The 25,662-nt window shown below is 68.2% G+C and carries 22 protein-coding genes and 4 tRNA genes; 11 read left to right on the forward strand and 15 right to left on the reverse strand.

Annotation, left to right across the window (positions count from 1 at the left end; genetic code table 11):
- Window positions 1-5: 5 nt before the first annotated feature.
- The 6 genes from VPH61_RS09185 to pdxS form a co-directional block, all read right to left on the reverse strand.
- Entirely contained in the window at window positions 6-764 is a 759-nt protein-coding gene (locus VPH61_RS09185) for a YebC/PmpR family DNA-binding transcriptional regulator (protein ID WP_332063200.1), read from the reverse strand.
- Window positions 765-824: 60 nt separating this feature from the next.
- Window positions 825-1,520 carry a hemerythrin domain-containing protein gene (locus VPH61_RS09190; protein WP_332063201.1) on the reverse strand — a complete coding sequence of 232 codons (696 nt, stop codon included), beginning with the start codon at window positions 1,518-1,520 and terminating at the stop codon, window positions 825-827.
- A gap of 337 nt (window positions 1,521-1,857) precedes the next feature.
- Entirely contained in the window at window positions 1,858-5,007 is a 3,150-nt protein-coding gene (locus tag VPH61_RS09195; RefSeq protein WP_332063202.1) for a family 20 glycosylhydrolase, read from the reverse strand.
- A 394-nt stretch (window positions 5,008-5,401) separates the two neighbouring features.
- Window positions 5,402-5,932, reverse strand: coding sequence for a DUF1697 domain-containing protein (locus VPH61_RS09200; RefSeq protein ID WP_332063203.1), 531 nt, complete (start codon window positions 5,930-5,932; stop codon window positions 5,402-5,404).
- Between the two features lie 67 nt (window positions 5,933-5,999).
- Window positions 6,000-6,641 (reverse strand): pyridoxal 5'-phosphate synthase glutaminase subunit PdxT, encoded by a 642-nt coding sequence (gene pdxT, locus VPH61_RS09205; protein WP_332063204.1) that lies wholly within the window; start codon window positions 6,639-6,641, stop codon window positions 6,000-6,002.
- Window positions 6,638-7,528, reverse strand: coding sequence for a pyridoxal 5'-phosphate synthase lyase subunit PdxS (gene pdxS, locus VPH61_RS09210; protein WP_332063205.1), 891 nt, complete (start codon window positions 7,526-7,528; stop codon window positions 6,638-6,640). Before pdxS ends, pdxT begins: the two co-directional genes overlap by 4 nt.
- Before the next feature lie 83 nt (window positions 7,529-7,611).
- Here pdxS and VPH61_RS09215 point away from each other — a divergent pair, with 83 nt between their 5' ends.
- Together VPH61_RS09215 and pdxY are read left to right on the forward strand one after the other, a co-directional pair.
- On the forward strand, window positions 7,612-8,961 hold the full coding sequence (locus VPH61_RS09215; RefSeq protein WP_332063206.1) for an aminotransferase class I/II-fold pyridoxal phosphate-dependent enzyme: 1,350 nt from the start codon (window positions 7,612-7,614) through the stop codon (window positions 8,959-8,961).
- Window positions 8,962-9,031: 70 nt separating this feature from the next.
- Window positions 9,032-9,883, forward strand: coding sequence for a pyridoxal kinase PdxY (gene pdxY / locus VPH61_RS09220; RefSeq protein WP_332063207.1), 852 nt, complete (start codon window positions 9,032-9,034; stop codon window positions 9,881-9,883).
- Between the two features lie 40 nt (window positions 9,884-9,923).
- Here pdxY and VPH61_RS09225 read toward each other — a convergent pair whose 3' ends face one another.
- Entirely contained in the window at window positions 9,924-10,487 is a 564-nt protein-coding gene (locus VPH61_RS09225; protein WP_332063208.1) for an HIT family protein, read from the reverse strand.
- Entirely contained in the window at window positions 10,484-12,418 is a 1,935-nt protein-coding gene (thrS, locus tag VPH61_RS09230) for a threonine--tRNA ligase (RefSeq protein ID WP_332063406.1), read from the reverse strand. The genes VPH61_RS09225 and thrS overlap by 4 nt, the downstream gene beginning before the upstream one ends.
- Window positions 12,419-12,587: 169 nt before the next feature.
- On the opposite strand from thrS, the gene VPH61_RS09235 reads away from it, so the two are divergent.
- On the forward strand, window positions 12,588-13,181 hold the full coding sequence (locus tag VPH61_RS09235) for a hypothetical protein (protein WP_332063209.1): 594 nt from the start codon (window positions 12,588-12,590) through the stop codon (window positions 13,179-13,181).
- A gap of 59 nt (window positions 13,182-13,240) precedes the next feature.
- Here VPH61_RS09235 and VPH61_RS09240 read toward each other — a convergent pair.
- The 3 genes from VPH61_RS09240 to VPH61_RS09250 form a co-directional block, all read right to left on the reverse strand.
- Window positions 13,241-13,315 (reverse strand) — tRNA-Val (locus VPH61_RS09240).
- A 25-nt stretch (window positions 13,316-13,340) separates the two neighbouring features.
- A tRNA-Cys gene (locus VPH61_RS09245) sits at window positions 13,341-13,414 on the reverse strand.
- Window positions 13,415-13,471: 57 nt separating this feature from the next.
- Window positions 13,472-13,543, reverse strand: a tRNA-Gly gene (locus tag VPH61_RS09250).
- A 249-nt stretch (window positions 13,544-13,792) separates the two neighbouring features.
- Between VPH61_RS09250 and VPH61_RS09255 the strand changes: the two genes are divergently transcribed.
- Window positions 13,793-13,865: transfer RNA gene (locus VPH61_RS09255), tRNA-Val, on the forward strand.
- 196 nt (window positions 13,866-14,061) lie between these two features.
- Window positions 14,062-14,376, forward strand: coding sequence for a VOC family protein (locus VPH61_RS09260; protein WP_332063210.1), 315 nt, complete (start codon window positions 14,062-14,064; stop codon window positions 14,374-14,376).
- A 37-nt stretch (window positions 14,377-14,413) separates the two neighbouring features.
- Here VPH61_RS09260 and VPH61_RS09265 read toward each other — a convergent pair whose 3' ends face one another.
- From VPH61_RS09265 to zapE, 3 genes are all read right to left on the reverse strand, one after another.
- Window positions 14,414-15,013, reverse strand: a complete 600-nt coding sequence (locus VPH61_RS09265; RefSeq protein ID WP_332063211.1) for a type II toxin-antitoxin system PemK/MazF family toxin — start codon at window positions 15,011-15,013, stop codon at window positions 14,414-14,416.
- Between the two features lie 43 nt (window positions 15,014-15,056).
- The gene (locus VPH61_RS09270; RefSeq protein ID WP_332063212.1) at window positions 15,057-16,319 is read right to left on the reverse strand and encodes an ammonium transporter; all 1,263 of its coding nucleotides are present in this window, start codon (window positions 16,317-16,319) and stop codon (window positions 15,057-15,059) included.
- A 183-nt stretch (window positions 16,320-16,502) separates the two neighbouring features.
- A complete protein-coding gene (zapE, locus tag VPH61_RS09275; protein ID WP_332063213.1) occupies window positions 16,503-17,558 on the reverse strand; it encodes a cell division protein ZapE in 1,056 nt (351 codons plus the stop codon).
- Between the two features lie 152 nt (window positions 17,559-17,710).
- Between zapE and VPH61_RS09280 the strand changes: the two genes are divergently transcribed.
- Together VPH61_RS09280 and VPH61_RS09285 are read left to right on the forward strand one after the other, a co-directional pair.
- Window positions 17,711-18,610: a sulfurtransferase gene (locus tag VPH61_RS09280; RefSeq protein ID WP_332063214.1), complete on the forward strand. Its 900-nt coding sequence runs from the start codon at window positions 17,711-17,713 to the stop codon at window positions 18,608-18,610.
- 46 nt (window positions 18,611-18,656) lie between these two features.
- Entirely contained in the window at window positions 18,657-19,094 is a 438-nt protein-coding gene (locus VPH61_RS09285) for a SufE family protein (RefSeq protein WP_332063215.1), read from the forward strand.
- 22 nt (window positions 19,095-19,116) lie between these two features.
- Here the strand turns inward: VPH61_RS09285 and VPH61_RS09290 are convergent, their stop codons facing one another.
- Complete coding sequence (locus VPH61_RS09290) at window positions 19,117-20,334, reverse strand: alpha/beta hydrolase family protein (protein ID WP_332063216.1); 1,218 nt, start codon at window positions 20,332-20,334, stop codon at window positions 19,117-19,119.
- 85 nt (window positions 20,335-20,419) lie between these two features.
- Here VPH61_RS09290 and VPH61_RS09295 point away from each other — a divergent pair, with 85 nt between their 5' ends.
- From VPH61_RS09295 to VPH61_RS09310, 4 genes are all read left to right on the forward strand, one after another.
- Entirely contained in the window at window positions 20,420-21,007 is a 588-nt protein-coding gene (locus tag VPH61_RS09295; protein ID WP_332063217.1) for a DUF3000 domain-containing protein, read from the forward strand.
- Window positions 21,000-22,196: a ribonuclease D gene (locus VPH61_RS09300; RefSeq protein WP_332063218.1), complete on the forward strand. Its 1,197-nt coding sequence runs from the start codon at window positions 21,000-21,002 to the stop codon at window positions 22,194-22,196. The genes VPH61_RS09295 and VPH61_RS09300 overlap by 8 nt, the downstream gene beginning before the upstream one ends.
- A gap of 76 nt (window positions 22,197-22,272) precedes the next feature.
- Window positions 22,273-23,478, forward strand: a complete 1,206-nt coding sequence (locus tag VPH61_RS09305; protein WP_332063219.1) for a thiolase family protein — start codon at window positions 22,273-22,275, stop codon at window positions 23,476-23,478.
- Window positions 23,478-25,616, forward strand: a complete 2,139-nt coding sequence (locus tag VPH61_RS09310; RefSeq protein ID WP_332063220.1) for a 3-hydroxyacyl-CoA dehydrogenase NAD-binding domain-containing protein — start codon at window positions 23,478-23,480, stop codon at window positions 25,614-25,616. Before VPH61_RS09305 ends, VPH61_RS09310 begins: the two co-directional genes overlap by 1 nt.
- The last annotated feature ends 46 nt before the right edge of the window (window positions 25,617-25,662 follow it).

The following is a 25,662-nucleotide window of genomic DNA, read 5'->3' on the forward strand; positions in this document are numbered from 1 at the left end:
ATCTGCTAGTCCGCTTCGAGCTCGGCCTGCACCTCGGGGGTGAGGTCGAAGTTGCTGTAGATGTTCTGCACGTCGTCGCTGTCTTCGAGCGCATCGATGAGCCGGAACACCTTGCGGGCGGTGTCGGCATCGATCTCGATCTTGAGCGACGGAACGAACGCGGCATCCGCCGAGTCGTAGTCGATGCCGGCCTCCTGCAGCGCGGTGCGCGCGGCGACCATGTCGGACGCCTCGGTGATGACCTCGAAGGTCTCACCCTCGTCGGTGACCTCTTCGGCGCCGGCGTCGAGCACCGCGCCGAGCACGTCGTCTTCGCTGAGACCGTCGGTCTTGGCGACCACGATGACGCCCTTGCGCGCGAAGTTGTAGGCGACCGAGCCCGGGTCGGCCATGGTGCCGCCGTTGCGGCTCATGAGCGTGCGCACCTCTGCGGCCGCGCGGTTCTTGTTGTCGGTGAGGCACTCGATGAGCAGCGCGACGCCGTTGGGGCCGTAGCCCTCGTACATGATCGTCGTGTACTCGATCGACTCACCGGTCAGGCCGGCGCCGCGCTTGATCGCGCGATCGATGTTGTCGTTCGGGACGGAGGTTTTCTTCGCCTTCTGCACGGCGTCGACCAGGGTCGGGTTGCCGGAGAGGTCGGCGCCGCCCATCTTCGCGGCGACCTCGATGTTCTTGATGAGCTTGGCGAACGACTTCGCACGGCGCGAATCGATGATCGCCTTCTTGTGCTTGGTCGTCGCCCACTTGGAATGCCCGGACATGCGTCTCCTGAATCGAATCCTCGCGCGGCCGGGTCGCGGCTCGCGCGCCACCATTCTAGGTCAGCGGCGCCCGCCCGCCGCGCTCTTGCCCGGCATGGGACGCAGCCGGCGCAGGGCGCGCTCGTAGCTGCGGCGGCCGAACAGGCGGTAGGCGAGCCGCATCGGCGCGGGCAGTTCGCGGTCCATCCACGCGTCACGCTCGGCCTCGGGCACGGCTTCCATCATGAGTCCGAGGAGGAGGAACAGGGGCAGTGGCGGCTTCTCGCGCTGCGCGTGCGCGGCGATCTCGTCCCATTCGACCTCGGAGAGCACTGCGTCGAGCACGGGGAACGCCTCGCGCTCCTCATCGGCCAGGTGCTCGGCGAGGCTGCTGTCGACCTCGTCGAGCGCCGTCGCGAGGTGTTCGGCAGTCGCTGCATCCGCACCGCTCGCCGTCCATTCGTCGATCCGGGTGTCGATCTCGTCGAGTTGCTCGGAGACGGATTCGTGCTGCTTCCGCATGAGGGCGACGTGGAGTCCGCACGCCGGCGCGCGCTCGGTCATCCGGTCCCAGAAGAAGTCGTCTTCGGCGTGGTGGTGCACGTGGAGGAGCTTCGTGAGGCCGTGCAGGTGCTTCGAGAGGAAGGCGGCCCGCTGTGCATCGCCGGGCACGACTTCCCGCACGAGTGCGGGCGCCTCGCCGAAGAGGCGGCGGAACATGCGGTGGATCAGCACGATCTCGTCGCTGCGGCAGGTGGTCGCAGGCGCGCCGCTCATGGCGGACGCGCCGGAACTGGGAAGTCGAGTGGTCATGGGAAGACAGCGAAGCGGATGCCTCGGCGTCCCGCCCCGGTGCCGACCCGCCTCTCGGCTCGGTGCCTCCCCTGAACTCCGTGGCCGGCGACGGCCAGGGTTCGGGCTCGCTGCCGTACGTGCGCGGCCTGCACCGGCGAGGCGCGGGCGCCCGAGATGGGGTTACGGCAGGAGGTACAGCCCGCTCGAACCGGTGAGGAGTGGATGCCCGGCGTCATCCACCCCTACCCAGCAACCCACGAAGACTCGTGAGCGAGGCCCCGGCCCGAAACCCTCTCCATCAGGGGTCACTGCATACCGTCTAGTCGCAGTTGCGCGCGTCGTACCCGACCGTCTTTCTCGCCGACACCGCTGCGCCGTCGACCATGCGTGTCGCCGTGACGATGACGTCACCGGCGGGCACCCTCGCCGAGCGCACCGCGAACGAGTGCGTGGCGTTCTTGCCTGCCGCAACGGCCGAGAACGACTTCTCGCCGAAGGCTGACTGCATCGTCAGCGCGATCGGAGCCGCTTCGCCGTTGGTCGCACGCACGGCCACGTACGCTTTCGACCCGATGCAGCGGCTCTCTGCGGTCACCTCGAACCTGACGGAGGGCTCGTAGACGTCGACGCGGAACGGCACAGTCCGCGAGTACCCGGTGGGACCGGATACGGTCACGGTTGCCGAGGCACCCGTATCAGCACTGAGATCGTGCGTGCCGGTCACGTCGAAGACCGTCGCCGCGTCTGCGCCTGCCGCATCGTCCCCGCTGATCACACCGTCGGTGACAGCACCGTCGGGCCATGTGATCGCCGCGTGGAGCTGCGCCAGCGGAACTCTCGGGCTCGCGATCCGCGCGACCACACCAGCGACCTCGCCGCTCTCTCCCTGCCGGACCTCGCGCCCGACGACCGCAGTCGTCCATGGGATCTCGGGATCAGCCCAGAAGTTGCCCCCAAGCAACTGCAGCCGAGCGCCATGCGAACTGGCCCGCTGCGCGAACGTTTCGAACGAGGAACTGTCGAACTGTGTCGCCCACCCCTTGTCGGCGACACCCAGCGTGCGGGGCCACACCATGTACTCGAGATCCTCACCGCCTCGACGGAACGTCTCGCCCCATGCGGCAGCCTCCACACCCTGCACGTCGACCTCGGTCAGCCCGAACGAGGTGTTCAGGTTCTTACGCGTAGTTGCATCGATCACGGCCGTCGGGTCCCACGCGTACTGGTATTTGGTCGAGTAGATCGGTTCACGGAACCCGAGCGGCGCGCCGGGGAACTTGTAGTCCATGTACGCGTGGTTGACAGGAGAGAGGACGACCGGACGCCCCTCGAACCAGCCCTCTACGAGATGGTTCTTGCGGTCCGCCCAGTACTGATGCACGGCGTCCTTCGACGTACCGGCCTGGGGCATCGGCGTCCAGCCGATGATCTTCTTGCCGTGGCCAGCAGCGAGCTGCTCCACCATTCTGATGAATTCGCCGTACTGAGTCGTCGTGATCCCCTCGACTTCGTCGGCGCCGATGTGAATGTACTCACCGGGCGTGAGCTCGGCGACCTCACGGATGACGTCGGAGATGAACTGAGTCACCTCGGGCTTGCCGATGCAGAGCGAGTTGGTCGAGATGCCGCCGGTCGTGCGGATCGGGATGATTCGCTCCTGGCAGTCGAGCACGGGATACGACGAAAGTGCGGCATCGGAGTGGCCGGGTACGTCAATCTCGGGAACGATGTCAATCTGACGAGCGGACGCGTACGCAACGATGTCCCGGAAATCTTCCTTCGTATAGAACCCGGACTGGCCGCCCGCCATCGATGACGACGCGCCGTGCTCGGTGAGGTTCGGCCAGGAGTCGATCTGGATGCGCCAGCCCTGGTCGTCGGTCAGATGGATGTGCAGGCGGTTCATCTTCACCAGCGACATCTGGTCGACCACGGCTTTCACCGCGTCGACGGTGAGGAAATTGCGGGCCGGATCGATCATCAGGCCACGCTGAGAGAACCGGGGATAGTCCACGATCTCAGTGGCGGGGACGCTCCACGACTGAACGATTTCACTGTCGTCGCCGAGCGCCCAGACCGGCAGCAGTTGCAGCAGTGTGCGGGTTCCGTTCCACGCCCCGCGCAGCTCGCTCGCGGTGATCTGCACGCCCGTCGGCGCCGACAGGAGACGGTACGCCTCGGCCTTCTGAAAGTCCTGCTCCGCGCCGGACGCGGGGTCGCCCTGGATCAGCACGATATCGCCGTCCACGGCGCCCACCTCCACGATCGGCAACTCGAAGCCGGTGCTCGCCCGCAGCGTGTCGGCGAGGAGCCCCGCCGCCTCAGCGAAGGCGGCCGGGCTCACGATCCGGCTGCCCTCGGTGATCTCGTACGGCACGCCATCGGCGTCTGCTCTTGACACGGGCTGCGGGGTGATGTCACCGGTGGGTGGCAGCTCCGGGGCTGGCTTCTCGGCTCCCCACACCTCGAAGTCAAACAACGAGTAGCCGTAGATGCCCGCCGTTTCGACTCCCTGCATACGCACGAACCTCCACTCCTCTGAGGTGTCGACGATGATGCTCTGCACGCCCGCCGCTGATGTTGCGCCAGCGTGCACCGTGGTCCACGAGGCGCCGTCGTTCGAAACCTGCAGAAGATACTCCTTGCCATAGGCGGCCTCCCAGTTGAGAACCACCGTGTGGATGCGTGACGCCTCCGCGAGTTCTACTTGGATCCAGTCGGCCTTATTGGGATAGATCGGCGCCGTGCGCGTGTAATTCGATCCCCAACGAGTGGCCGGGTCGCCATCGATCGCGTTCGCGGCGACGAAGCGTTCGTCGTAGAACGACTTCGCCGTCGCAGTGCCGTCGCGCGCCAAGTCGCGCGCCTCCCCCGGTGGCGTGTCCGAAGGCTGGTTCCAGACCTGGAACGAGTACAGCGAGAGACCGTACCTCGTCGCCGCAGACTGGGATACGAGGCGTACGAACGACCATGCGTCCGAGGTATCGACAACCTCCTCCTGCACGAGGCGGCCGCCGACTGCCTGTCCGGTCGGAGTGGTCACCCGGCGGAGACTCGTCCATGTCTCACCGTCGTTGGAGACCTGAATGTCGTAGTCGGTCGAATATGCAGATTCCCAATCGAGGACGACCTTCAAAATGTAGGTCGGCTCAGCGAGCTGGATCTGAGCCCACTCCCCCGTCACGTCATAGGTGTCGTTGGGGCTAGTCCGGGTGTAACGCGAACCCCAGCGCGTCGTCGAGTCGCCGTCATTCATGCGTGCAGGCTCGAAGTCGCCGCTCAAGGCATACGTCGAACGGGCCGCCGCCGTGCCCTCGCGAGCGACATCCCGACTTTCCACTGCAGAAGCAGGACCAGCGGTGAATGTCAGCCCGCTCAAGATTGCAGCCAAAGCGATCAGCACGGCGATGCCACGACGAAGCTCGGGCGGGCGCCGGTGGCGGTCTCTGAGGTGGGCGTCATTGCTCATCTTCATCTCCGTTGCGAGAAGTTTGTTGACCACCTAAATAAAGCGGTTGGGAGGACTCTAGCGCGTTGATCGCCCCCATGAGCGAGCTCGACGAACAACGAGTCGGTGGCAGATCGTCACCTTTCGTATGAACGGTCGGGGTGTGCCCTAAGCACGTCCGCAGCTGCCCGCAATTCGAGCTCGTGAGCGTCCGTGCCTATCCGACGGAACGCAATGCGATGAGGCCCCCTAATCAGCGAGGCCGGCCAGCCGACGGATCTTCCGGGACTGCTCCGCATGTTTTCGGGAATGAGGGGCGTCGTTCTTCGAGAAGAGAACAGATGCGCGGCCTCAGCGTCGGCCAGAAGCAGGGTAAGCAGCCGCCGAAGGACCTCAGCTGCGATCAGGCACGGACTCAGCCGAGCATCTTGCGAAGGGTTCGGAGGTTGCGGTTCGTCGTCGTCGGCTTGAACCTGGTCTTCGCGAGGAGCTTCGCGAACGGAGTGTCGACCGTCGTGCCCTTGACAGGGTTCCAGTAGACGACGCCCTCGCCGCGCGCGATCGGATCGACCTCGGCGTCGGTGTCGCCTGCGAACGCGGCAAGCTCGTCGAGGACGTCTGCGTTCGACGCGAAGATCACCCAGGGCTGGCGATGCGCGTCGTCGGCATCGAAGGGAAAGCCGTCGATCGCGCGCCGCAGCTCGGCGCGCGTGACGAGCACGATCCACGCGTCGTAGTCGAACCGGTCGCGGAGCGCCTGCTCGATGCGGGCCTTGAGCGCAGCACGCGACTCCTTCGCGGAGCTCTCGAACACGACGTTGCCGCTCGCGAGCACGGTGCGCACTCCCGTGAAGCCGAGACCCTCGAACAGTTCGCGCAGCTCTGCGGATCTCACGGTGATGCCCCCGACGTTGACGCCGCGGAGCAGTGCGATGAAGTCGGCCATGCTGCGACCCTAGCGAGCGCCACCGATCGAGCGCACTGCCTGCAGCGCGTCCTTCCCGGACACGCGCCTACGCCCGGGCGCGCACCTTCGCGAGGAAGTACTCGTGGAAGCGGTGCTCCCCCGTGATCTCGGGGTGGAAGCTCGTGCCGAGCAGGTTCCCCTGCTCCACGGCCACGACCCGACCGTCGGCGAGCGAGGCCAGCACCGTGGCATCCGGCCCGACCGACTCGACGACCGGCCCGCGGATGAACACCGCGTGCACCGGCACTTCGCCGAGGGCGGGGATGTCGAGGTCGGTCTCGAACGACTGGTTCTGCGAGCCGAAGGCGTTGCGCCGCACCACGACGTCGAGGCCGCCGAGCGACTCCTGGCCCGCGATGGCGTCCAGCACGGTGTCGGCGAGCATGATGAGCCCGGCGCAGGTGCCGTAGACGGGCATGCCGCCGGCGATCGCGGCCTTCAGTGGCGCCTGCAGCCCGAACATGCGCGCGAGCTTGTCCATGACGCTCGACTCGCCGCCGGGGATCACGAGACCGTCGATCGCCTCGAGCTCCTCGGGGCGACGGACGAGCGAGACCTCGGCGCCGAGCGTCGCGAGCACGTGCGCGTGCTCGCGGAAGTCCCCCTGGAGTGCGAGCACCCCGACGCGGGGGCCGGCCGAAGCCGGTCGCCCCGCGTCGAGCGACTCGCGCCTGAGGGTCGAGGTCACCAGCCGCGCTCGGCGAGGCGGTGCGGCGCGGCGAGGTCGGCGACGTTGATGCCGACCATGGCCTCGCCGAGACCGCGCGAGACCTGCGCGACGACCGAGGGGTCGTCGTAGAACGTGGTCGCCTTGACGACTGCCGCTGCGCGCGCCTCGGGGTTGCCCGACTTGAAGATGCCCGAGCCCACGAACACGCCGTCGGCGCCGAGCTGCATCATCATCGCGGCATCCGCCGGGGTGGCGACGCCGCCGGCGACGAAGAGCACGACCGGGAGCTTGCCGGTCTCGGCGACCTCGAGCACGAGCTCGTAGGGAGCCTGCAGCTCCTTCGCCGCGACGTAGAGCTCGTCCTTCGTCATCGAGCGGAGCACGTTGATCTCGGAGGATATCTTGCGGATGTGCTTCGTCGCCTCCGAGACGTCGCCGGTGCCGGCCTCGCCCTTCGAGCGGATCATCGCCGCACCCTCGTTGATGCGGCGGAGCGCCTCACCGAGGTTCGTGGCACCGCAGACGAACGGCGTGTTGAACGCCCACTTGTCGATGTGGTTCACGTAGTCGGCGGGCGAGAGCACCTCGGACTCGTCGATGTAGTCGACGTCGAGGGCCTGCAGCACCTGCGCCTCGACGAAGTGGCCGATGCGGGCCTTCGCCATGACGGGGATCGACACCTCGGCGATGATCGCGTCGATGAGGTCGGGGTCGCTCATGCGGGCGACGCCGCCCTGCGAGCGGATGTCGGCGGGCACGCGCTCGAGGGCCATGACGGCGACCGCGCCGGCATCCTCGGCGATGCGCGCCTGCTCGGGGGTGACGACGTCCATGATGACGCCGCCCTTCAGCATCTCGGCGAGGCCGCGCTTCACGCGGCTCGAGCCCGTTTCGGATACGGTCACAGGGGATCCTCTCGGAGGTGCGCGACGCTCCGTCACGCAACGTTCAGACGAACAGAACTATTGTCCTAGGCCAAAAAGATATCATGGTCGCAGACACGACGAAGGGGGCGATGCAGATCATCGACATCGAGGGTCGCTCAGCGGCCGAGATCGCCGAAAGCCTGCGCACGCTCATCGAGCGCGGCACCCTCCGCCCCGGCGACGCACTCCCCCCGGTGCGCACCCTGGCCGAGCAACTGGGCGTGAATCGCAACACCGCCGTCTCGGCCTACCGGCAGCTGATGAACGCCGGCGTGGTCATCACGCTGGGCCGGGGCGGCACGCGCGTCGCCGGTGGTGCCGCCGTCGCACAGGAGGGCTTCGCCGCCGACACGGCACTCCGCGACATCGGCACCGGCAACCCCGATCCGTCCCGCATCCCCGACCCGTCCCATGCGCTCGCGAGCATCGCCCGGCGCCCTGTTCTCTACGGCGAACCCGTCATCGACCCCGACCTCGCCGGCTGGGCGCAGGAGTGGATGAGCGCTGACCTGCCGCCCGAGATCCCGATGCACCTCACGGTGACGAGCGGCGCGGGCGACGCCGTCGAGCGGTTGCTCGCCCAGGCCCTCACCCGCGACGACGCCGTCGCCCTCGAGGACCCGTGCTTCCTCACGAGCATCCACACGGTGCGCGTCGCGGGCTACCGCCCCGTACCGGTGCCCGTCGACGACGAGGGCATGACCGTCGACGGTCTCCGTGCCGCCCTCGAGCAGGGCGTGCGCGCGGTCATCTGCACGCCGCGCGCGCAGAATCCGACGGGTGCGAGCCTCTCCGAACGCCGCGCCGCCGAGCTGCGGGCGGTGCTCCGCGACCATCCCTACGTGCTCGTCATCGAAGACGACCACTATTCGCTGCTCTCCCAGCTGCCGTACCACTCCCTCATCGGCCCCGAGCACCGGCGCTGGGCGCTCGTGCGCTCGGTGTCGAAGTTCCTCGGCCCCGACATGTGCCTCGCCGTCACGGCCTCCGACCCCGAGACCGCCGACCGGCTCGCGATGCGGCTGACGCCGGGCACCACCTGGGTGAGCCACCTGCTGCAGCGACTCGTTCGCGCACTCGCGACCGATCCCGAGATCACGGCCGCGATCCGCGCGGCCGGCGAGCACTACGCCGCTCGCAACGCCGCGTTCGCCGAGATGCTCACCGACGAGGGCATTCCGACCCGCGTCGGCGACGGGTTGAACGTCTGGGTGCCGCTCGGCGCGCCCGCCAGAGCGGTCTCGGAGCAGCTCATGCGGCGCGGCTGGCTCGCGAGGCCCGGCGACGAGTTCGCACTCGGCGGCGCCGCGGCATCCGATCACCTGCGCCTCACGGTGCACGACCTCGACGACGCCGACCTGCGCAAGCTCGCCGCCGATCTCGCGGCCTCCGTGCGAGCCGTTCGCCGCTGAGCCCGAACCACGGAGGATCGCGGAAGGAGCCCTGACGGAGCGCCGGCGCCGGAGATGCGATGATCGAGCGGTGAAGATTCTCTCGATCCAGTCCGCCGTCGCCTACGGTCACGTCGGCAATTCGGCCGCCGTCTTCCCGCTGCAGCGCATCGGCGTCGAGGTGCTGCCGGTCTACACGGTCAACTTCTCGAACCACACGGGCTACGGCGCGTGGCGCGGGCCGATGATCAGCCCCGACGACGTGCGCGACGTGATCACGGGCATCGAGGATCGCGGCGTGTTCCCGCAGATCGACGTCGTGCTCTCGGGCTACCAGGGCGGCGAGGGCATCGCCGACGTCATCCTCGATGCGGTCGCGCGGGTCAAGGCCGCGAACCCCGACGCCGTGTACGCCTGCGACCCGGTCATGGGCAATGCGAAATCCGGATGCTTCGTGGCCCCTGCCATCCCGATCCTGCTGCGCGACCGCGTGGTGCCGGCGGCCGACATCATCACGCCCAACCAGTTCGAGCTCGGCTTCCTCACCGAGACGGAGCCCGACACGCTCGAGTCGACGCTCGCCTCGGTCGACCTCGTGCGCGCCACCGGCCCCCGCACCGTGCTCGTGACGAGCGTCGAGCGCCCCGACCGTGAGGCGGGCACGATCGAGATGCTCGCCGTCGACGACTCGGGCGCGTGGATCGTGCAGACCCCGCTGCTGCCGATGAAGGCGAACGGATCGGGTGACGTCACCGCTGCGCTCTTCACCGCGCACTACCGTCGCACGGGCGATGCCGCCGACGCGCTCGCGCGAGCCACGTCGAGCGTCTTCGACCTGCTCTCGCTCACGCACAGCTCGGGTGAGCGCGAGCTGCAGCTCGTCGAGGCGCAGGAGTTCTACGCGAACCCGGGCCTGCAGTTCACCGTGCGCCAGGTGCGCTGAGGCCGACTGCCCAGCCGGGCCCGCCTCGGGGCCCTGAGCCTCAGGCGGGCCACGCCTCGGCGATCTCCTGGCGCACCTCGCCGAGCAGGCGCGGCAGGGCCTTCGTGCCCGCGATGATCGGGAAGAAGTTCGAGTCGAGCGCCCAGCGCGGCACGATGTGCTGGTGCAGGTGCTCGGCGATGCCGGCGCCCGCGATGCGGCCCTGGTTCATGCCGATGTTGAATCCGTCGCACCGCGAGACCTGCTTCACGACCCGCATCGCGATCTGCGTGAGCTCGCCGATCTCGGCGACCTCCTCGGGCGTCGCCTCGTCGTAGGTCGCGACGTGCCGGTACGGGCAGACGAGCAGGTGCCCGCTGTTGTAGGGGTAGAGGTTCAGCAGCACGAAGGCGTGCTCGCCACGTGCGACGATGAGCGACTGCTCGTCGCTCATCTCGGGCGCGCGGCAGAACGGGCAGGTGTGCTCGTCGGGCTGCTGGCCGTGCTGGATGTACACCAGTCGGTGCGGCGTCCAGAGGCGTTGGAACGCGTCGGGTACGCCCGCGAGGTCGGCCGCGGCATCCGTCGGCACGCCCTCGAACTCGTCGGGCTGGTACGCGCTCATGAGAACAGGTCGTCGCGAGTGACGACCTGGCGACGTTCCTCGATGACCTGCTTGATGCGCTCGACCGCCTCGGCGATCGCGACGCCGTTCTCTTGCGTGCCGTCGCGGAAGCGGAAGCTGACCGTCTCGCCCGAGCGGTCGTTGTCGCCGGCGATGAGCTGGATCGGCACCTTCTGAGTGGTGTGCGTGCGGATCTTCTTCTGCATGCGGTCGTCGCTCACGTCGAGCTCGGCGCGGACGCCGGCCCCCTTCAGCTGCTCGATGATCGCACCCAGATAGGGCGCGAAGTCTTCGGCGACGGGGATGCCGACGACCTGCACCGGAGCCAGCCACACCGGGAACGCACCCGCGTAGTGCTCGAGCAGGATCGCGAAGAAGCGCTCGATCGAACCGAACAGCGCCCGGTGGATCATGATGGGGCGCTTCTTCTGGCCATCGCTGTCGGTGAACTCGAGGCCGAAGCGCTCGGGCAGGTTCGGGTCGACCTGCACGGTCGAGAGCTGCCAGGTGCGGCCGATCGCGTCACGGGTCTTCAGGTCGATCTTCGGGCCGTAGAACGCGGCCTCGCCGGGCATCTCGGTGAGCTTCAGACCGCTCGACCGGGCGACGTTGCGGAGCGCGTTCGTCGAGTACTCCCAGAACTCGTCGGAGCCGATCCACTTCTCTTTCTCGTCGTCACGCATCGACAGCTCGAGCTCGAAGTCGTCGAGGCCGAAGTCGCGCAGCATCGAGATGACGAACTCGATGACCTTGGTCGCCTCCTCTTCGAGCTGGTCGGGGGTGACGAAGAGGTGCGAGTCGTCTTGCGTGAAGCCGCGCACGCGGGTCAGGCCGTGCAGCGCGCCCGAGAGCTCGTTGCGGTAGACGGTGCCGTTCTCGGCGAGCCGCATCGGCAGGTCGCGGTAGCTGCGCCCGCGCTCCTTGTAGATGAGGATGTGCATCGGGCAGTTCATGGGCTTCAGGTAGTAGTCCTGGCCCTGCTTGGTGATGTTGCCCTCGGCGTCGCGCTCCTCGTCCATGACGATCGGCGGGAACATGCCGTCTTTGTAGGTGACGAGGTGGTTCGAGGTGAGGAAGAGATCCTCCTTCGAGATGTGCGGCGTGTACACGTAGGTGTAGCCGCCCTCGATGTGCCGGCGACGCGCGTGCTGCTCCATCTCCATGCGCACCACTCCGCCGCGCGGGTGCCAGACCGAGAGCCCCGAGCCGATCTCCTCGGGGAAGCTGAAGAGGTCGAGGTCGCGCCCGAGCTTGCGGTGGTCGCGGCGAGCGGCCTCTTCGAGCCGGTGCTGGTGGGCGCGCAGCTCATCCTTCGTGGGCCACGCGGTGCCGTAGATGCGCTGGAGCTGGGGGTTCTTCTCGGAACCGCGCCAATACGCCGCGGCGATGCGGGTGAGCGCCCAGCCGTTGCCGATCATGCGGGTGTTCGGCAGGTGCGGACCGCGGCAGAGGTCCTTCCAGACGGTCTCGCCGGTCTTCGGGTCGACGTTGTCGTAGATCGTGAGTTCGCCGGCTCCCACCTCGACGTTCTCGTTGTCGCCGCCCGTCGAGGCCGAACCCTTGAGGTCGATCAACTCGAGCTTGTACGGCTCGTTCGCGAGTTCTGCGCGCGCCTCGTCGTCGGTGACGACGCGGCGCATGAAGCGCTGGCCGGCACGGATGATTCGAGACATCTCCTTGTCGAGCGCCTTGAGGTCTTCGGGGGTGAACGGCTCGGCGACGTCGAAGTCGTAGTAGAAGCCGTCGGTGACGGGCGGGCCGATGCCGAGCTTCGCCTCGGGGTTGATCGACTGCACCGCCTGCGCGAGCACGTGCGCGGCCGAGTGGCGGAGGATGTTCAGTCCCTCGGGCGAGTCGATCGTGACGGGTTCGACCACGTCGGAGTCCGTGACCAACGCGGCGAGGTCCTTGAGCTCGCCGTTGACGCGCATTGCGACAACGGAACGGTCGGTGAAGAGCTCGAAGCCGTCGGCCACCTGGATCCACTCCTTGAAATCGGTCTACAGAACCCTTCAACTGTAGTCGCCATGGGGGTGGCCGCCCGGCACCTCGGTGCTGCCCCTGACCCGGTGCGCGCATCACGGTTTTAGAGTTTCCCTCATGTATGACACATCGAAAGAACTGGGCTCCCGCAGCGAGTTCGACGAGCGCGTCGTCGAATTCGCCGACTTCGAGCCGGACATCCGTCTTGAGGAATGGGCCGAGAAGTACCGGATCGGCGAGCTCGTGCTCGGCCCGATCTTCTGGGCGCCGATCGACTTCCTCTCCCCCGTGCACACCATCGGCAAGGGACGCACGAACCTCACCCTCATCCGCCCGACGATCATGCAGACCGATGCCGTGACGCCCTACGCCGGCTTCGACCGCCGCGAGTCACCGACCCGCAATCCGGCGGTCTCCATCCACTTCGAACCCGCCGCCTACGGCATCACGGGAGTCGGCACCTACGTCTGCAGCTTCTCGGTGGAGTCCGGAGCGCCGATCACGCTGAACGCGAGCGGGTACGCGGCATCCGGGACCGTCGTCGGCGCCGGGACGAAGAGCGTGAACGGCAAGCAGACCGTGAGCATCACCCTGAAGAACCTGCCCGCATACGGCGGCTGGGCCGCCATCGAGCAGACCGCAGGCGCGTCGTGGGCCTGGTACACGAGCCGCGTCAGCTATCCCCCGCTCGTCTTCGAGCAGATGGGGTGACGGTCGACGACGACAGAATCCGGAAACGACGAAAGCCCCGGCTTGCCGGGGCTTTCTTGTGGTGGGCGATACTGGGATCGAACCAGTGACCTCTTCCGTGTCAGGGAAGCGCGCTACCGCTGCGCCAATCGCCCAAGTCGAGAATGGAAGTTCTCAGCTTGGAGGTGGATACGGGATTCGAACCCGTGTATACGGCTTTGCAGGCCGCTGCCTCGCCTCTCGGCCAATCCACCGTGTCTGGGTTCACCACCAAAAGAACAGGAATGGGGCTTTCGCCCCATCCTGATCAGAGCGGATGACGAGATTCGAACTCGCGACCCTCACCTTGGCAAGGTGATGCGCTACCACTGCGCCACATCCGCGTTGCTCGCATTTCTGCGTGCAGGAAGACTCTAACTGATTCCCTGAACGATTCACAAACTGACGGGGTCGGGCGGCGGGTTCGCGCTGATCACAGGCCGAATCCGACCCCGCACCCCGGGCGTGTCGAGGCGGTTCGGCACTCGCTCGAGCACCCTCCGATCATGCGCCGATCGCTCGATGTGCAATCACCCCGCACGGTCGGCTAGTATCGAGTCCGCGGTCACTCGCGTGACTCGCGAATCGCACATGGGCGATTGGCGCAGCTGGTAGCGCGCTTCCTTCACACGGAAGAGGTCGTCGGTTCGAGCCCGGCATCGCCCACGAAAGCCCCCTCTCCACAGGGGGCTTTCTTCATTTCCGGGAAGCGTCGATCCCAGATCCGCGAATCCTGTCCCCCGCCGATCACCACCCGTTGTGGCCGATGCCGCCGCCGACTACCGTGTGCCGTGTCCACGCGGGAAGCGAGGGAATCATGTCGGGCGAAATCTCATTCATCGAGTTCGGGACAGCGGACGCCATGACGGCACGCACCTTCTACGGCAAGCTCTTCGGCTGGGACTTCGAGTCGGGACCGGGTGGCAACGGCTACGCGGTGGCCGGCGCGGGCGTGCCCGCAGGAGTCCATGGGGGCGACCCGGGCGCAGCACCGTACGTCTTCTTCAGGGTCGACGACCTCGAAGGCGCCGCGGCAATGGTCGAACGGCTCGGCGGCACGGTCGAGGCGCTCCCGGGCGGCGACGACGAAGAAGCGACCGCGCTGTTCGGTGAATTCCGGCTCTGCCGCGACGATCAGGGGTCGCCGTTCGGTCTGCATCGACCACCACGGGCCTGATCCGCCGCACCCGCCGCGCGGGCCGGCGGCTCGTGCGTCAGCGCCAGCCGTACCGCGCGTCGAGCGCCGCCGCGACTCGGCCGTAGCGTTCGGCGTCGAGCGACGCCGCCTCACGGCGCATACCGCCGGCGCGCACGCGGAAGACCCGGTCGATGCGCGCCCAGCTCGGGCGCCCCTCGCCGTCCCACGCACCGGTGCCGAGCGAGACGAAGTCGCGATCGCCATCGTGCGCCTTGCTGGTCAGCTGCACCGCCAGATAGTCACCTGCGCCGGATGCCGCGACGACCACGACCGGCCGATCCTTGCCGCGCCCGTCGTTCTCCTCGTACGGCACCCAGGTCCACACGACCTCGCCCGGATCGGGCTCGCCGTCACGCGACGGCGCGTAGCTCAGCTCGACGCTGCGCAACCGCCGCGGGTCCACTTCGATGGTGGCGGAGTCCCCGGTCTGGCCAGGAGACAGCGTGTCGGTCGAGCTCGACATCGGCGCGGCGGCATCCGCTCTTCGTGTCGTGCCGCCCGCCTGCGGCCATGCCTGCGGTCGGGTCTGACCGACCGACGATCGCGACGATCCGCTTCCGAAGATCGCGCCGACGACGCGGACGAGGGCGGTGAGGAAGCGGCTGGTGTCTGACACACCGGCACACTACCCCACCGCCCTCGCGGTGGTTCCGTCAGGTTCAGACGGTCTCGAGCTTGTACGCGTCCTCGCCGTGGACGACGGTGTCGATGCCCGCGATCTCGTCTTCGTTCGTCACCCGGAAGCCCATCGTCCGGTCGACGATGAAGCCGATGACGAAGGCGAGCACGAACGAGTAGATGAGCACGGTGAAGGCCGCGATCGCCTGCACGAGCAGCTGCGTTCCGTCGCCGCCCATGAACAGGCCGGTGCCGTTAGCGAAGAACCCGAGGTAGAGCGTTCCGATGAGGCCGCCGACGAGGTGGATGCCCACGACATCGAGCGAGTCGTCGAAGCCCAGCTTGAACTTCAGGTCGATCGCGAGGGCGCAGACGGCGCCGGCGACGAGGCCCAGCACGATCGCCCAGCCCGGCGTGAGCGCTGCACACGCGGGAGTGATCGCCACGAGACCAGCCACGGCACCGGATGCCGCGCCTACCGACGTGGGCTTGCCGTCCTTGATCTTCTCGACGAGGAGCCAGGCGAGCAGGGCCGCTGCGGGGGCGGCGAGCGTGTTCACCCATGCCAGCGCGGCGGTGCCGTCGGCGGCGAGTTCGGAACCGGAGTTGAAGCCGAACCAGCCGAACCAGAGCAGGCCCGCACCGAGCAGCACGAACGGCGGGTTGTGGGGAACGTGCGCGCCCTTCGAGAAGCCCACGCGCTTGCCGAGCACGAGCGCCAGGGCGAGGGCGGCCGCACCGGCGTTGATGTGCACCGCGGTGCCGCCGGCGAAGTCGATCACGCCGACGCCGAACGCCTCCTGCATGCCGAACGTGGTCCAGCCGCCGTAGGCGAACGAGCCGTCGTCGGCGAGGCCGAAGTTGAACACCCAGCTCGCGACCGGGAAGTAGACGATCGTCGCCCAGATCGCAGCGAAGACCATCCACGCGCCGAACTTCGCTCGGTCGGCGATGGCACCCGAGATGAGTGCGACGGTGAGGATCGCGAACGTCGCCTGGAAGGCCACGAAGGCGAGCGGCGGGTAGGCGGCACCCTCGGGGGTCTCGAGCAGGCTCGTCAGGCCGATGGCCGACCAGTCGATGGACCAGGGGGCGACGAGACCCTCAGCGCCCGGGAAGGCGATCGCGTAGCCGTAGAGCACCCACAGGACGCCGATGAGCCCGATCGCGCCGAAGCTCATCATCATCATGCTGATGACGCTCTTCGCCTTGACGAGTCCGCCGTAGAAGAATGCGAGTCCGGGGGTCATGAGCAGCACCAGGGCCGCCATGATCAACAGGAACGCGGTGTTGCCTTGATCCATCTCGAACCTCTCTCAGGAATACAGGCGGGGGAACCTGTGTCGCCAAGTTTCACGAGAGGACGTTTCGAGCGGGACCGTCTACTGTTTCGCGTCTGTTACGTGCGGGCCCCGCAGGTAAACAGCACGTTTCGCAGCGCCGCTCAAGCGATGTGAATCGCGCGCGAGCGGGAACATGCGCCGACTTCAGTCGTGCGGCGGCAGCTCGCCAGTGGTGAGCGCGATCATGCGCGACATCGCGCGGAGGTACTTCTTTCTGTAGCCGCCCGACATCATGTCGGCGGCGAAAACCTCGTCGAGCGGCAGCCCGCTCGCGATGATCGGCACCTCGGCGTCGTAGACGCGGTCGATGAAGGCCACGAGTCGTAGCGCCGCGTTCTGGTCGGTGAGCTCGTGCACGCCTTCGAGGGCGATGAACTCGAGCCCCGTGACGAGCTTGACGTACTTCGAGGGGTGCACCGTCGCAAGGTGGGCGATGAGGTCGTCGAAGCCGTCGAGCGAGATACGGTGCCCGCGCGCCGAGAGGGCCGCCGCCGTGCGCGCCACGTCGGCGTCGCCCGCGAGCGACTCGGCGTGGCCCTCGGTGTCGCGGCGCCGGTAGTCGAGGCCGTCGATGCGGAGGGTCTCGAAGTTCGAGGAGAGGGCGTGGATCTCGCGGAGGAAGTCGGAGGCCGCGAACCGTCCCTCGCCGAGCGCGTTCGGCGGTGTGTTGGATGTCGCGGCGACGCGCGTGCCGCCGGCCATGAGCTCACCGAGGAACCGGGTCATGAGCATCGTGTCGCCCGGGTCGTCGAGCTCGAACTCGTCGATGCAGACGAGCTTCGCCCCGCGCAGCAGATCGACGGCCGGCTGGTATCCGAGTGCGCCGACGAGGGCGGTGTACTCGATGAAGGTGCCGAAGTACTTCGGGCCGTGCGCGACGTGCCAGAGCGCGGCGAGCAGGTGGGTCTTGCCGACGCCGAACCCGCCGTCGAGGTAGACGCCCGGCAGTTCGATGCGCGCGGGGCGCTTGCGGGAGAAGAACCCGCCGGGTCGCTGCGCGGCGCGCCACGCACCGGCGAACTCCTTCAGCCGGTCGAGCGCAGCCTGCTGCGACGGGAAGTCGGGGTCGGGCCGGTACGACTCGAACGATGCGTGCTCGAACTGCGGCGGCGGCGAGAGCTCGGCGGCGATCTCGGCGCCCGAGATCGACGGGTTCCTCTCGACGAGACGGATGAGGGGCTGGCTCGATGCCGTGGTCATACTGGAGGAGCTCCCGGTGTGCATCTGTTGCATCGGATGACAGGGCCTGTGACTTCACCCCGTGCGCCGCGTAGATTCGTGGTGGACAGGTGATCAGCCTAGTCCGCTCCCCTCGAACACCCCGCCGACCAGGCGATCCCAGGAGGTACCCCATGTCCGCCGAGTTCGATGCCGCAGGCAAGCTCGCCGAGTACGCGCACCCCGAGCGTCTCGTCACCACCGAATGGCTCGCAGAACACCTCGGCGAACCCGGATTGGTCGTCGTCGAATCCGATGAGGACGTGCTGCTCTACGAGACCGGGCACATCCCCGGCGCGGTGAAGATCGACTGGCACCTCGACCTCAACGACCCGGTCGTACGCGACTACGTCGATGGCGAGCAGTTCGCCGCCTTGGCCGGCTCGAAGGGCATCGCCCGTGACACGACCGTCGTGATCTACGGCGACAAGAACAACTGGTGGGCCGCCTACGCGCTCTGGGTCTTCACGCTCTTCGGCCATGAAGACGTGCGCCTGCTCGACGGCGGCCGCGACCTCTGGATCGCCGAGGGCCGCGAGCTCACGACGGCCGCTCCCGATGTGACGCCGGTCGAATACCCCGTGGTCGAACGCGACGACAGCGTCGTGCGCGCCTACAAGGAGGACGTGCTCGCACACTTCGGCAACCCGCTCGTCGACGTGCGCTCCCCCGAGGAGTACAGCGGTGAGCGCACGACCGCGCCCGCCTACCCCGAAGAGGGCGCCCTTCGCGCCGGCCACATCCCGACCGCGGCATCCGTGCCCTGGGCGCGCGCCGCGGCATCCGACGGCACCTTCAAGTCGCGAGCCGAACTCGACGCGATCTACCGCGACGAGGTGGGCCTCGCCGACGGCGACGACATCATCGCCTACTGCCGCATCGGCGAACGCTCGAGCCACACGTGGTTCGTGCTGAACCACCTGCTCGGCTTCGAGAAGGTGCGCAACTACGACGGCTCGTGGACCGAGTGGGGCAGCGCCGTACGCGTGCCGATCGTCACCGGCGAGGCCCGCGGGGAGGCGCCCGCTCGCTGAGGCGCGGGCGGCCGGGCTCCCGGCACGCCATGGGAGAATGGAAGCGATGAACGCGACGACCCTGCCCGCACGACTCGCCGAGACCCGTGACGACTTCCTGGCGCTCGGCGTGCGCGACCGCCTGCAGTTGCTGCTCGAATTCTCGAACGAGCTGCCAGAGCTGCCCGAGCGCTACGCCGGCCACCCCGACCTGTTCGAGCGGGTCGAGGAGTGCCAGTCGCCGGTGTTCATCTTCGTCGAGGTACTCGATGGGCGCGTGCACCTCTTCGCCACCGCGCCGGCCGAATCGCCGACGACGCGCGGCTTCGCGTCGATCCTCGTGCAGGGACTCGACGGGCTGACAACCGACGAGGTGCTCGACGTGCCGGCCGACTACCCGCAGTCGCTCGGCCTCGGCCAGGCGGTCTCCCCGCTCCGCGTGCGCGGTATGACGGGCATGCTCGGTCGCATCAAGCGGCAGGTGCGCGAGCGCATCGCTGCGTAGCGGTCGCGAGGTCTCGCCGACGTCAGCCGACGATCTCCGCTTCGTCGCCGAACTGCGCCGAGGCGCGCAAATCGCGGCGTTCGAGCCACGAGCGCACGAGCCTCGTCCACCGCTCGGGCTCGGCGTTCCAGAGCTTCGTGTGCCGGGCGCCCTCGAACACCTCGAAATCGATCAGGTCTGGCCGGGCGGCGGCGAACCTGCGCGACCCGTCGATCGGGACGAACCCGTCGTCGACGCTGTGCATGAGCAGCATCGGCACGTCGAATTCGTCCGCTCGCGCAACGGGGTCGAGCTCTACGACATCGATCGGGGCCGCGATGCCGGTGAGGCCGGCGCCGAGCGGTCCACCGAGCACGCGGACGACGAGATCGCCGAGCTCCGGCGGCATGCGGTTCAGCGTGCCCTGGAATCGCAGGATGTCGGCCCAGTCGATCGCCGGCGAATCGAGGATCACGCCCACGAGCCGCTCGCGCACCTCCGCCGAGCGCAGCACCCCCTGCAGCGAGATCGCGCCGCCCATCGACCAGCCCATGAGCACGATCTGCTCGGCGCCGTGGTCGACGGCGAAACGCGTCGCGGCGACCACATCTGCCCACTCGGTGCCACCGAGCCCGTACTTGCGGTCTTCGCTCTCTGGCGCCTCCCCGTCGTTGCGGTACGAGATCAGGAGCGAGTTCCAGCCCGCTTCATACGCAGGCGGCACCGCGCGCAGGGCCTCGGGTCGTTTCGCACCACGACCATGCACCTGGATGACCCAGCGCGCCGAGGCATCCGCTGCCATGACGACCCATGCCGGTGCGGGGCCGAGCCCGGTCTCGACGACGACGTTCTCGTAGGGCAGCTCGAGCTCCCATGGGCCGAGGTGGAAGTACCCGTCCATACGGCCGCGGGTCGCGCGATCGAGCCTGCCGAAGTCGACGGACTCGATCGGTCGACGCACCTCGCGCTCGCCGTCGTCGATGACATCACCGAGGCGCGCGTGGCCGGCATCGCGGTCGAACCAGAGCCCGTATCGGCCGCGCATGCGCGTCTCCTCGGAGGCGAGCAGGGTGATCTCGCCGGCCGCGAGGTCGACGCGCGTGATGCGAACGTCTTCTTCCCTGGTCTCGGGCGGGGTCACCACCTTCCGGGCGAAGAAGACGGCGGTGGCGGCGGTCGCCGCCCCGATCGTCACGGCGATGAGGCCGACGGCGCCAGCCGCGATGCCGATCGTTGCCACTGCACCGCGCCGTCGTGGCATTCGTTTCCTCCCGAAGCAGTCACCGTGTGCCGGTGGCGCGGCGTGCCGCCGACGTCCCCCGTATCGGAGACTCTAGTCTGCACTCGTGCCCGACTCAGCGCCTCCGCTTCCACCCGAGTTCGAGGCCGCCCTCGCGTCGCTCAGGGCCGCCTCTCCCAGAAGCGAGCTGCGCATCTCCGAGATCCCCGCGCCGGGTTCCCTCGCACCGAACGCGGTCGCGCTCTCGGCCGACGTCAACCCGAGCCGTCATGACGACTCCGAGCTCGGCACCGGCCGATTCGTGCTGCTGCACGACGAGAGCGAGCCCGAGGCATGGGGCGGCAGGTTCCGCATCGTCTGCTTCGCACAAGCGCCCCTCGAGACCGACATCGGCCTCGACCCGTTCCTCGCCGACGTGGCATGGTCGTGGCTCGTCGACGCCCTCGATGCCAGGGGCGCGCGCTACATCGCCGCCTCGGGTACGGCGACGAAAATCCTCTCCACCGGTTTCGGCGAACTCGCCCGTCAGGGCGACGGTGCTCAGATCGAACTGCGCGCCTCGTGGACTCCCCTCGACTCGGCCATCGGCCCGCATGTGGAAGGCTGGGCTGAGTTGTTGTGCATGCTCGCAGGACTGCCGCCCCGATCAGAAGGGGTGACGCCCCTGCCCCGTCGGAGGACGAACCGTGGATGAATTCCAGGTCATCGAGACCCCTGCCGCCTACGACGAGGCGGTGAGGCGGCTCCTCGACGGCGAGGGTCCGATCGCGGTCGACGCCGAGCGTGCGAGCGGATTCCGCTATTCGCAGCGGGCATACCTGATCCAGATGTTCCGGCGCGGTTCGGGCACCTTCCTGTTCGACCCGCCGCAGATCCCAGACTTCTCGGCCCTGCAGAACGCCACCCGCTCGGAGGAGTGGGTGCTGCACGCCGCCAGTCAAGACCTGGCGTGCCTCCGCGAAGTCGGCCTCGACCCCGAGCGCATCTTCGACACCGAGCTCGCCGCGCGCCTGCTCGGCATGCCGCGCGTCGGCCTGGCGTCGGTCGTCGAGGAGCTGCTCGACATCAAGCTCGCGAAGGAGCACTCGGCGTCCGACTGGTCGACGCGCCCCCTTCCCCAGTCGTGGCTCAAGTACGCGGCGCTCGACGTCGAGCTGCTCGTCGACGTGCGCGAGCGGCTGGGCACGCGCCTCGACGAAGACGACAAGGCCGAACTCGCGGCCGAGGAGTTCGATGCCGTGCTGCACCGCGCCGCGAAGCCGCCAGCTGCAGAGCCGTGGCGGCGCCTGTCGGGCATCCACGCCATGCGCAGCCCCCGCAACCTCGCGGTGGCTCGCGAGCTCTGGCTCTCACGCGACGCGCTCGCGACCGAGCTCGACGTCGCGCCGGGCCGCCTGGTTCCGGATGCCTCGCTCCTCGCCGTCGCCCGAACGCTGCCGTCGACCCGGCGCGCCCTCGCCGATCTCCGCGAGTTCAACGGTCGCGCGAGCCGCACCGAGCTCGACCGTTGGTGGGCTGCGGTGGAGCGCGGGCTCACGACCGCCGAGCTGCCGCAGGTGCGGGTGCCGAGCGACGCTCCTCCCCCGCCGCGTGCGTGGGCGGCGAGACATCCTGACGCCGACGCGCGCCTCAGACTCGCGAAGGCCGCAGTGACCGAGGTCGCCGAGCAGATGAACATGCCCGTCGAGAACCTGCTCACCCCCGATCACCTGCGCCGGGTGGCGTGGACCCCGCCTGAGGCGCCCACCGACGAAGCGATCGGCGACGCCCTGCTCGCGCTCGGCGCCCGCCAGTGGCAGGTTGCCGCAACCTCACAGAGAATCGCCGCTGCGTTTGTCGAGGCGGCACAATCCGTCGAGGACGCCACGTCGGACGCTTCGTAGATTCCGTCAAGCGATTCAGCGCCCCCTCAGCGGCGTTCGTAGGATCGAAGCATCCTGACCGAAAGTGAGCTGCAGCGTGGCTGATCAAGCTGAAGTCGTATTCGTCGACGGGGTCCGCACCCCGTTCGGCAAGGCCGGCGACAAGGGCATGTACTGGAACACCCGGGCCGATGACCTCGTCGTGAAGGCGATCGTCGGACTCCTCGAGCGCAACCCGAACGTCCCGAAGGACCGCATCGACGACGTCGCGATCGCCGCGACGACCCAGACCGGCGACCAGGGCCTCACCCTCGGCCGCACGGCCGCGATCCTCGCAGGCCTCCCGAAGACGGTGCCGGGCTTCTCGATCGATCGCATGTGCGCCGGCGCCATGACAGCCGCTGCGATGATGTCGGGATCGATCGGCTTCGGCATGTACGACATCGCCATCGCCGGCGGCGTCGAGCACATGGGCCACCACCCCATGGGCTCGGGCGTCGACCCCAACCCGCGGTTCCTCAGCGAGCGCCTCGTCGGTGAAGACGCCCTCGTGATGGGTGCCACCGCGGAGCGCATCCACGACCGGTTCCCGCAGCTCACGAAGGAGCGCAGCGACCGCTTCGCCCTCGCGAGCCAGCAGAAGACGGCGGCGGCCTACGCCGCGGGCAAGATCCAGCAGGACCTCGTTCCGGTCGCGATCCGCACCGAGGAGGGCTGGGGCCTCGCCACGCGCGACGAGGTCATGCGCCCCGAGACGACGCTCGAGGGCCTCGCGGCCCTGAAGACGCCGTTCCGCCCGCACGGCCGCATCACGGCCGGCAACGCCTCGGGCCTGAACGACGGCGCGACCGCTGCGATCCTCGCCTCGGGCGCTGCGGCGAAGGAGCTCGGCCTCGCGCCGAAGATGAAGCTCCTCAGCTACGCCTTCGCCGGCGTCGACCCCGAGATCATGGGCATCGGCCCGATCCCCGCGACCGAGAAGGCACTCCGCAAGGCGGGCCTCTCGATCGAGGACATCGGCATCTTCGAGATGAACGAGGCGTTCGCCGTGCAGGTGCTCTCGTTCATGGATCACTACGGCATCGCCGACGACGACGCCCGCGTCAACCCATGGGGCGGCGCGATCGCGGTCGGTCACCCCCTCGCCTCCTCGGGCGTGCGCCTCATGAACCAGCTCGCGAGCCAGTTCACCGAGCGCCCCGACGTGCGCTACGGCATCACGAGCATGTGCGTCGGCCTCGGCCAGGGCGGCACGATGGTCTGGGAGAACCCGAACTACGACAAGAAGGCGAAGAAGGCCTGATGACCGACTACACGAAGATCGACTTCGACTCGCTCGCCGCCCTCTCCGACGACGAGGTCGTCACGCACTCGTTCGTGCGCGACGTACCGATCTCGGGCGGCAAGACGCTCGCCCTCGTCACGCTCGACAACGGCCGCGACCACACGCGTCCGAACACCCTCGGCCCCGTCTCGCTGCTCGAGTACGCGAAGACCCTCGACGAGCTGAAGGCGCGCGCCGCAGCCGGCGAGATCCACGCCGTGGCGATCACGGGCAAGCCGTTCATCCTCGCCGCGGGCGCCGACCTGTCGAAGGTCGCCGAGATCCCCGACCGCGAAACCGCGCGCAAGATGGGCCAGCTCGGCCACTTCGCGCTCGGCAAGGCCTCTGAGCTCGGCGTGCCGTCGTTCGTGTTCATCAACGGCCTCGCCCTCGGCGGCGGCCTCGAGATCGCGCTCAACGCCGACTACCGCACGGTGGATGCCTCGGTGCCCGCCGTCGCCCTTCCCGAGGTCTTCCTCGGGCTCATTCCCGGTTGGGGCGGCGCGTACCTGCTGCCGAACCTCATCGGCATCGAGAACGCCCTCAAGGTCGTCATCGAGAACCCGCTGAAGCAGAACCGCACGATGAAGGCCGACGACGTGATGGAGCTCGGCATCGCCGACGCGAAGTTCGACTCGGTCGCCTTCCTCGAGGACTCGATCAAGTGGGCCGACGGCGTCGTCTCGGGTCGAATCAAGGTGAAGCGCCCGAACGAGCCCGGCAAGGTCGAGCGCCTCGTGAAGTGGGATGCCGCGATCGCGATCGCCACGAAGATGCTGAAGAGCCGCATCGGCTCGATTCCGAAGTCGCCGTACGCGGCGCTCGAGCTCATGAAGGCCGCCAAGAGCGGCACGAAGGCCGAGGCCTTCGAGCGTGAAGACGAGGTGCTCTCCGAGCTCATCGTCGGCGACCAGCTCCAGGCCTCGATCTACGCCTTCAACCTCGTGCAGAAGCGGGCCAAGCGCCCGGCGGGCGCACCCGACAAGGCGATCGCCAAGAAGGTCACGAAGGTCGGCGTGCTCGGTGCCGGCTACATGGCGAGCCAGCTCGCCCTGCTCTTCGTGCGTCGCCTGCGGGTGCCGGTGGTCATCACCGACATCGACCAGGCACGTGTCGACAAGGGCGTGGCCTACATCGCCGAAGAGATCGACAAGCTCCTCGAGAAGGGGCGCATCTCCCCCGACGAGGCCAACCGCCTGAAGGCGCTCGTCACGGGCACGACCGACAAGGCCGACTTCGCCGACTGCGACTGGGTCATCGAAGCGGTCTTCGAAGAACTCGAGATCAAGCAGAACGTCTTCGCCGAGGTTGAGCAGTTCATCTCGCCCGAGGCCGTGCTCGCCACGAACACCTCGTCGCTGTCGGTCGAGCAGATCGGCGCGAAGCTCGCGCACCCCGAGCGCCTGGTTGGCTTCCACTTCTTCACCCCGGTCGCGGTCATGCCGCTGATCGAGGTCGTGAAGACGCCGCACACCGACGAGGCGACGCTGTCGACCGCCATGGTGACCGCGAAGAACCTGCGGAAGAACGCCGTCATCACGGCCGACACCCCCGGCTTCGTCGTCAACCGGCTCCTCGCCGTGCTGCTCGGCGAGGCGATGCGCGCGGTCGACGAGGGCACCTCCTTCCAGACCGTCGACGAGGCGATCGCGCCGCTCGGACTGCCGATGGCGCCGTCGGCGCTGCTCGACCTCGTGGGCCTGAAGGTCGGGGCGCACGTGCTCGACACGCACCACGCGGCGTTCCCCGATCGGTTCTACCGCAGCGAGAACCTGCACAAGCTCGCCGACTACGGCAAGTTGCTCGACAAGGACGACAAGGGCAAGGTCAAGGGCTTCGACAAGGGCGCCCTGAAACTCGTCGCCGGCGGCAAGAATCCGCGTTCGGCAGGCGACATCCTCGTCGCTCTGCAAGACGGCCTGGCTCGCGAGGTGCGCCTCATGCTCGACGGCGGTGTCGTCGCAGCTGCAGAGGACATCGACCTCTGCATGGTGCTCGGCGCCGGCTTCCCGTTCCAGATGGGCGGCCTGACGCCGTACCTCGACCGGGTCGGCGCGTCCGAGCGCGTCTTCGGCGACACGTTCCACCACCCGACGATCACGGGCGTGGGCGCGTAGCCACCAGCTCGACGAGAACGGCCCCCGGCGAACGCCGGGGGCCGTT

Origin of the sequence: Agromyces sp. CCNWLW203, from assembly GCF_036576125.1 — a bacterium.
Lineage (GTDB): Bacteria > Actinomycetota > Actinomycetes > Actinomycetales > Microbacteriaceae > Agromyces.

What these genes read in the sequence shown, in the direction of transcription:
- VPH61_RS09185 (WP_332063200.1), bottom strand. Translation starts at nt 764, where the DNA reads ATGTCCGGGCATTCCAAGTGGGCGACGACCAAGCACAAGAAGGCGATC.
- thrS (WP_332063406.1), bottom strand. Translation starts at nt 12,418, where the DNA reads ATGCGCGTCAACGGCGAGCTCAAGGACCTCGCCGCGTTGGTCACGGAC.
- VPH61_RS09280 (WP_332063214.1), top strand. Translation starts at nt 17,711, where the DNA reads ATGTCCGCCGAGTTCGATGCCGCAGGCAAGCTCGCCGAGTACGCGCAC.
- VPH61_RS09190 (WP_332063201.1), bottom strand. Translation starts at nt 1,520, where the DNA reads ATGAGCGGCGCGCCTGCGACCACCTGCCGCAGCGACGAGATCGTGCTG.
- VPH61_RS09200 (WP_332063203.1), bottom strand. Translation starts at nt 5,932, where the DNA reads ATGGCCGACTTCATCGCACTGCTCCGCGGCGTCAACGTCGGGGGCATC.
- VPH61_RS09195 (WP_332063202.1), bottom strand. Translation starts at nt 5,007, where the DNA reads ATGAGCAATGACGCCCACCTCAGAGACCGCCACCGGCGCCCGCCCGAG.
- VPH61_RS09260 (WP_332063210.1), top strand. Translation starts at nt 14,062, where the DNA reads ATGACGGCACGCACCTTCTACGGCAAGCTCTTCGGCTGGGACTTCGAG.
- VPH61_RS09235 (WP_332063209.1), top strand. Translation starts at nt 12,588, where the DNA reads ATGTATGACACATCGAAAGAACTGGGCTCCCGCAGCGAGTTCGACGAG.
- VPH61_RS09290 (WP_332063216.1), bottom strand. Translation starts at nt 20,334, where the DNA reads ATGCCACGACGGCGCGGTGCAGTGGCAACGATCGGCATCGCGGCTGGC.
- VPH61_RS09285 (WP_332063215.1), top strand. Translation starts at nt 18,657, where the DNA reads ATGAACGCGACGACCCTGCCCGCACGACTCGCCGAGACCCGTGACGAC.
- VPH61_RS09270 (WP_332063212.1), bottom strand. Translation starts at nt 16,319, where the DNA reads ATGGATCAAGGCAACACCGCGTTCCTGTTGATCATGGCGGCCCTGGTG.
- VPH61_RS09225 (WP_332063208.1), bottom strand. Translation starts at nt 10,487, where the DNA reads ATGAGCGCGTACCAGCCCGACGAGTTCGAGGGCGTGCCGACGGATGCC.
- VPH61_RS09215 (WP_332063206.1), top strand. Translation starts at nt 7,612, where the DNA reads ATGGTCGCAGACACGACGAAGGGGGCGATGCAGATCATCGACATCGAG.
- VPH61_RS09310 (WP_332063220.1), top strand. Translation starts at nt 23,478, where the DNA reads ATGACCGACTACACGAAGATCGACTTCGACTCGCTCGCCGCCCTCTCC.
- zapE (WP_332063213.1), bottom strand. Translation starts at nt 17,558, where the DNA reads ATGACCACGGCATCGAGCCAGCCCCTCATCCGTCTCGTCGAGAGGAAC.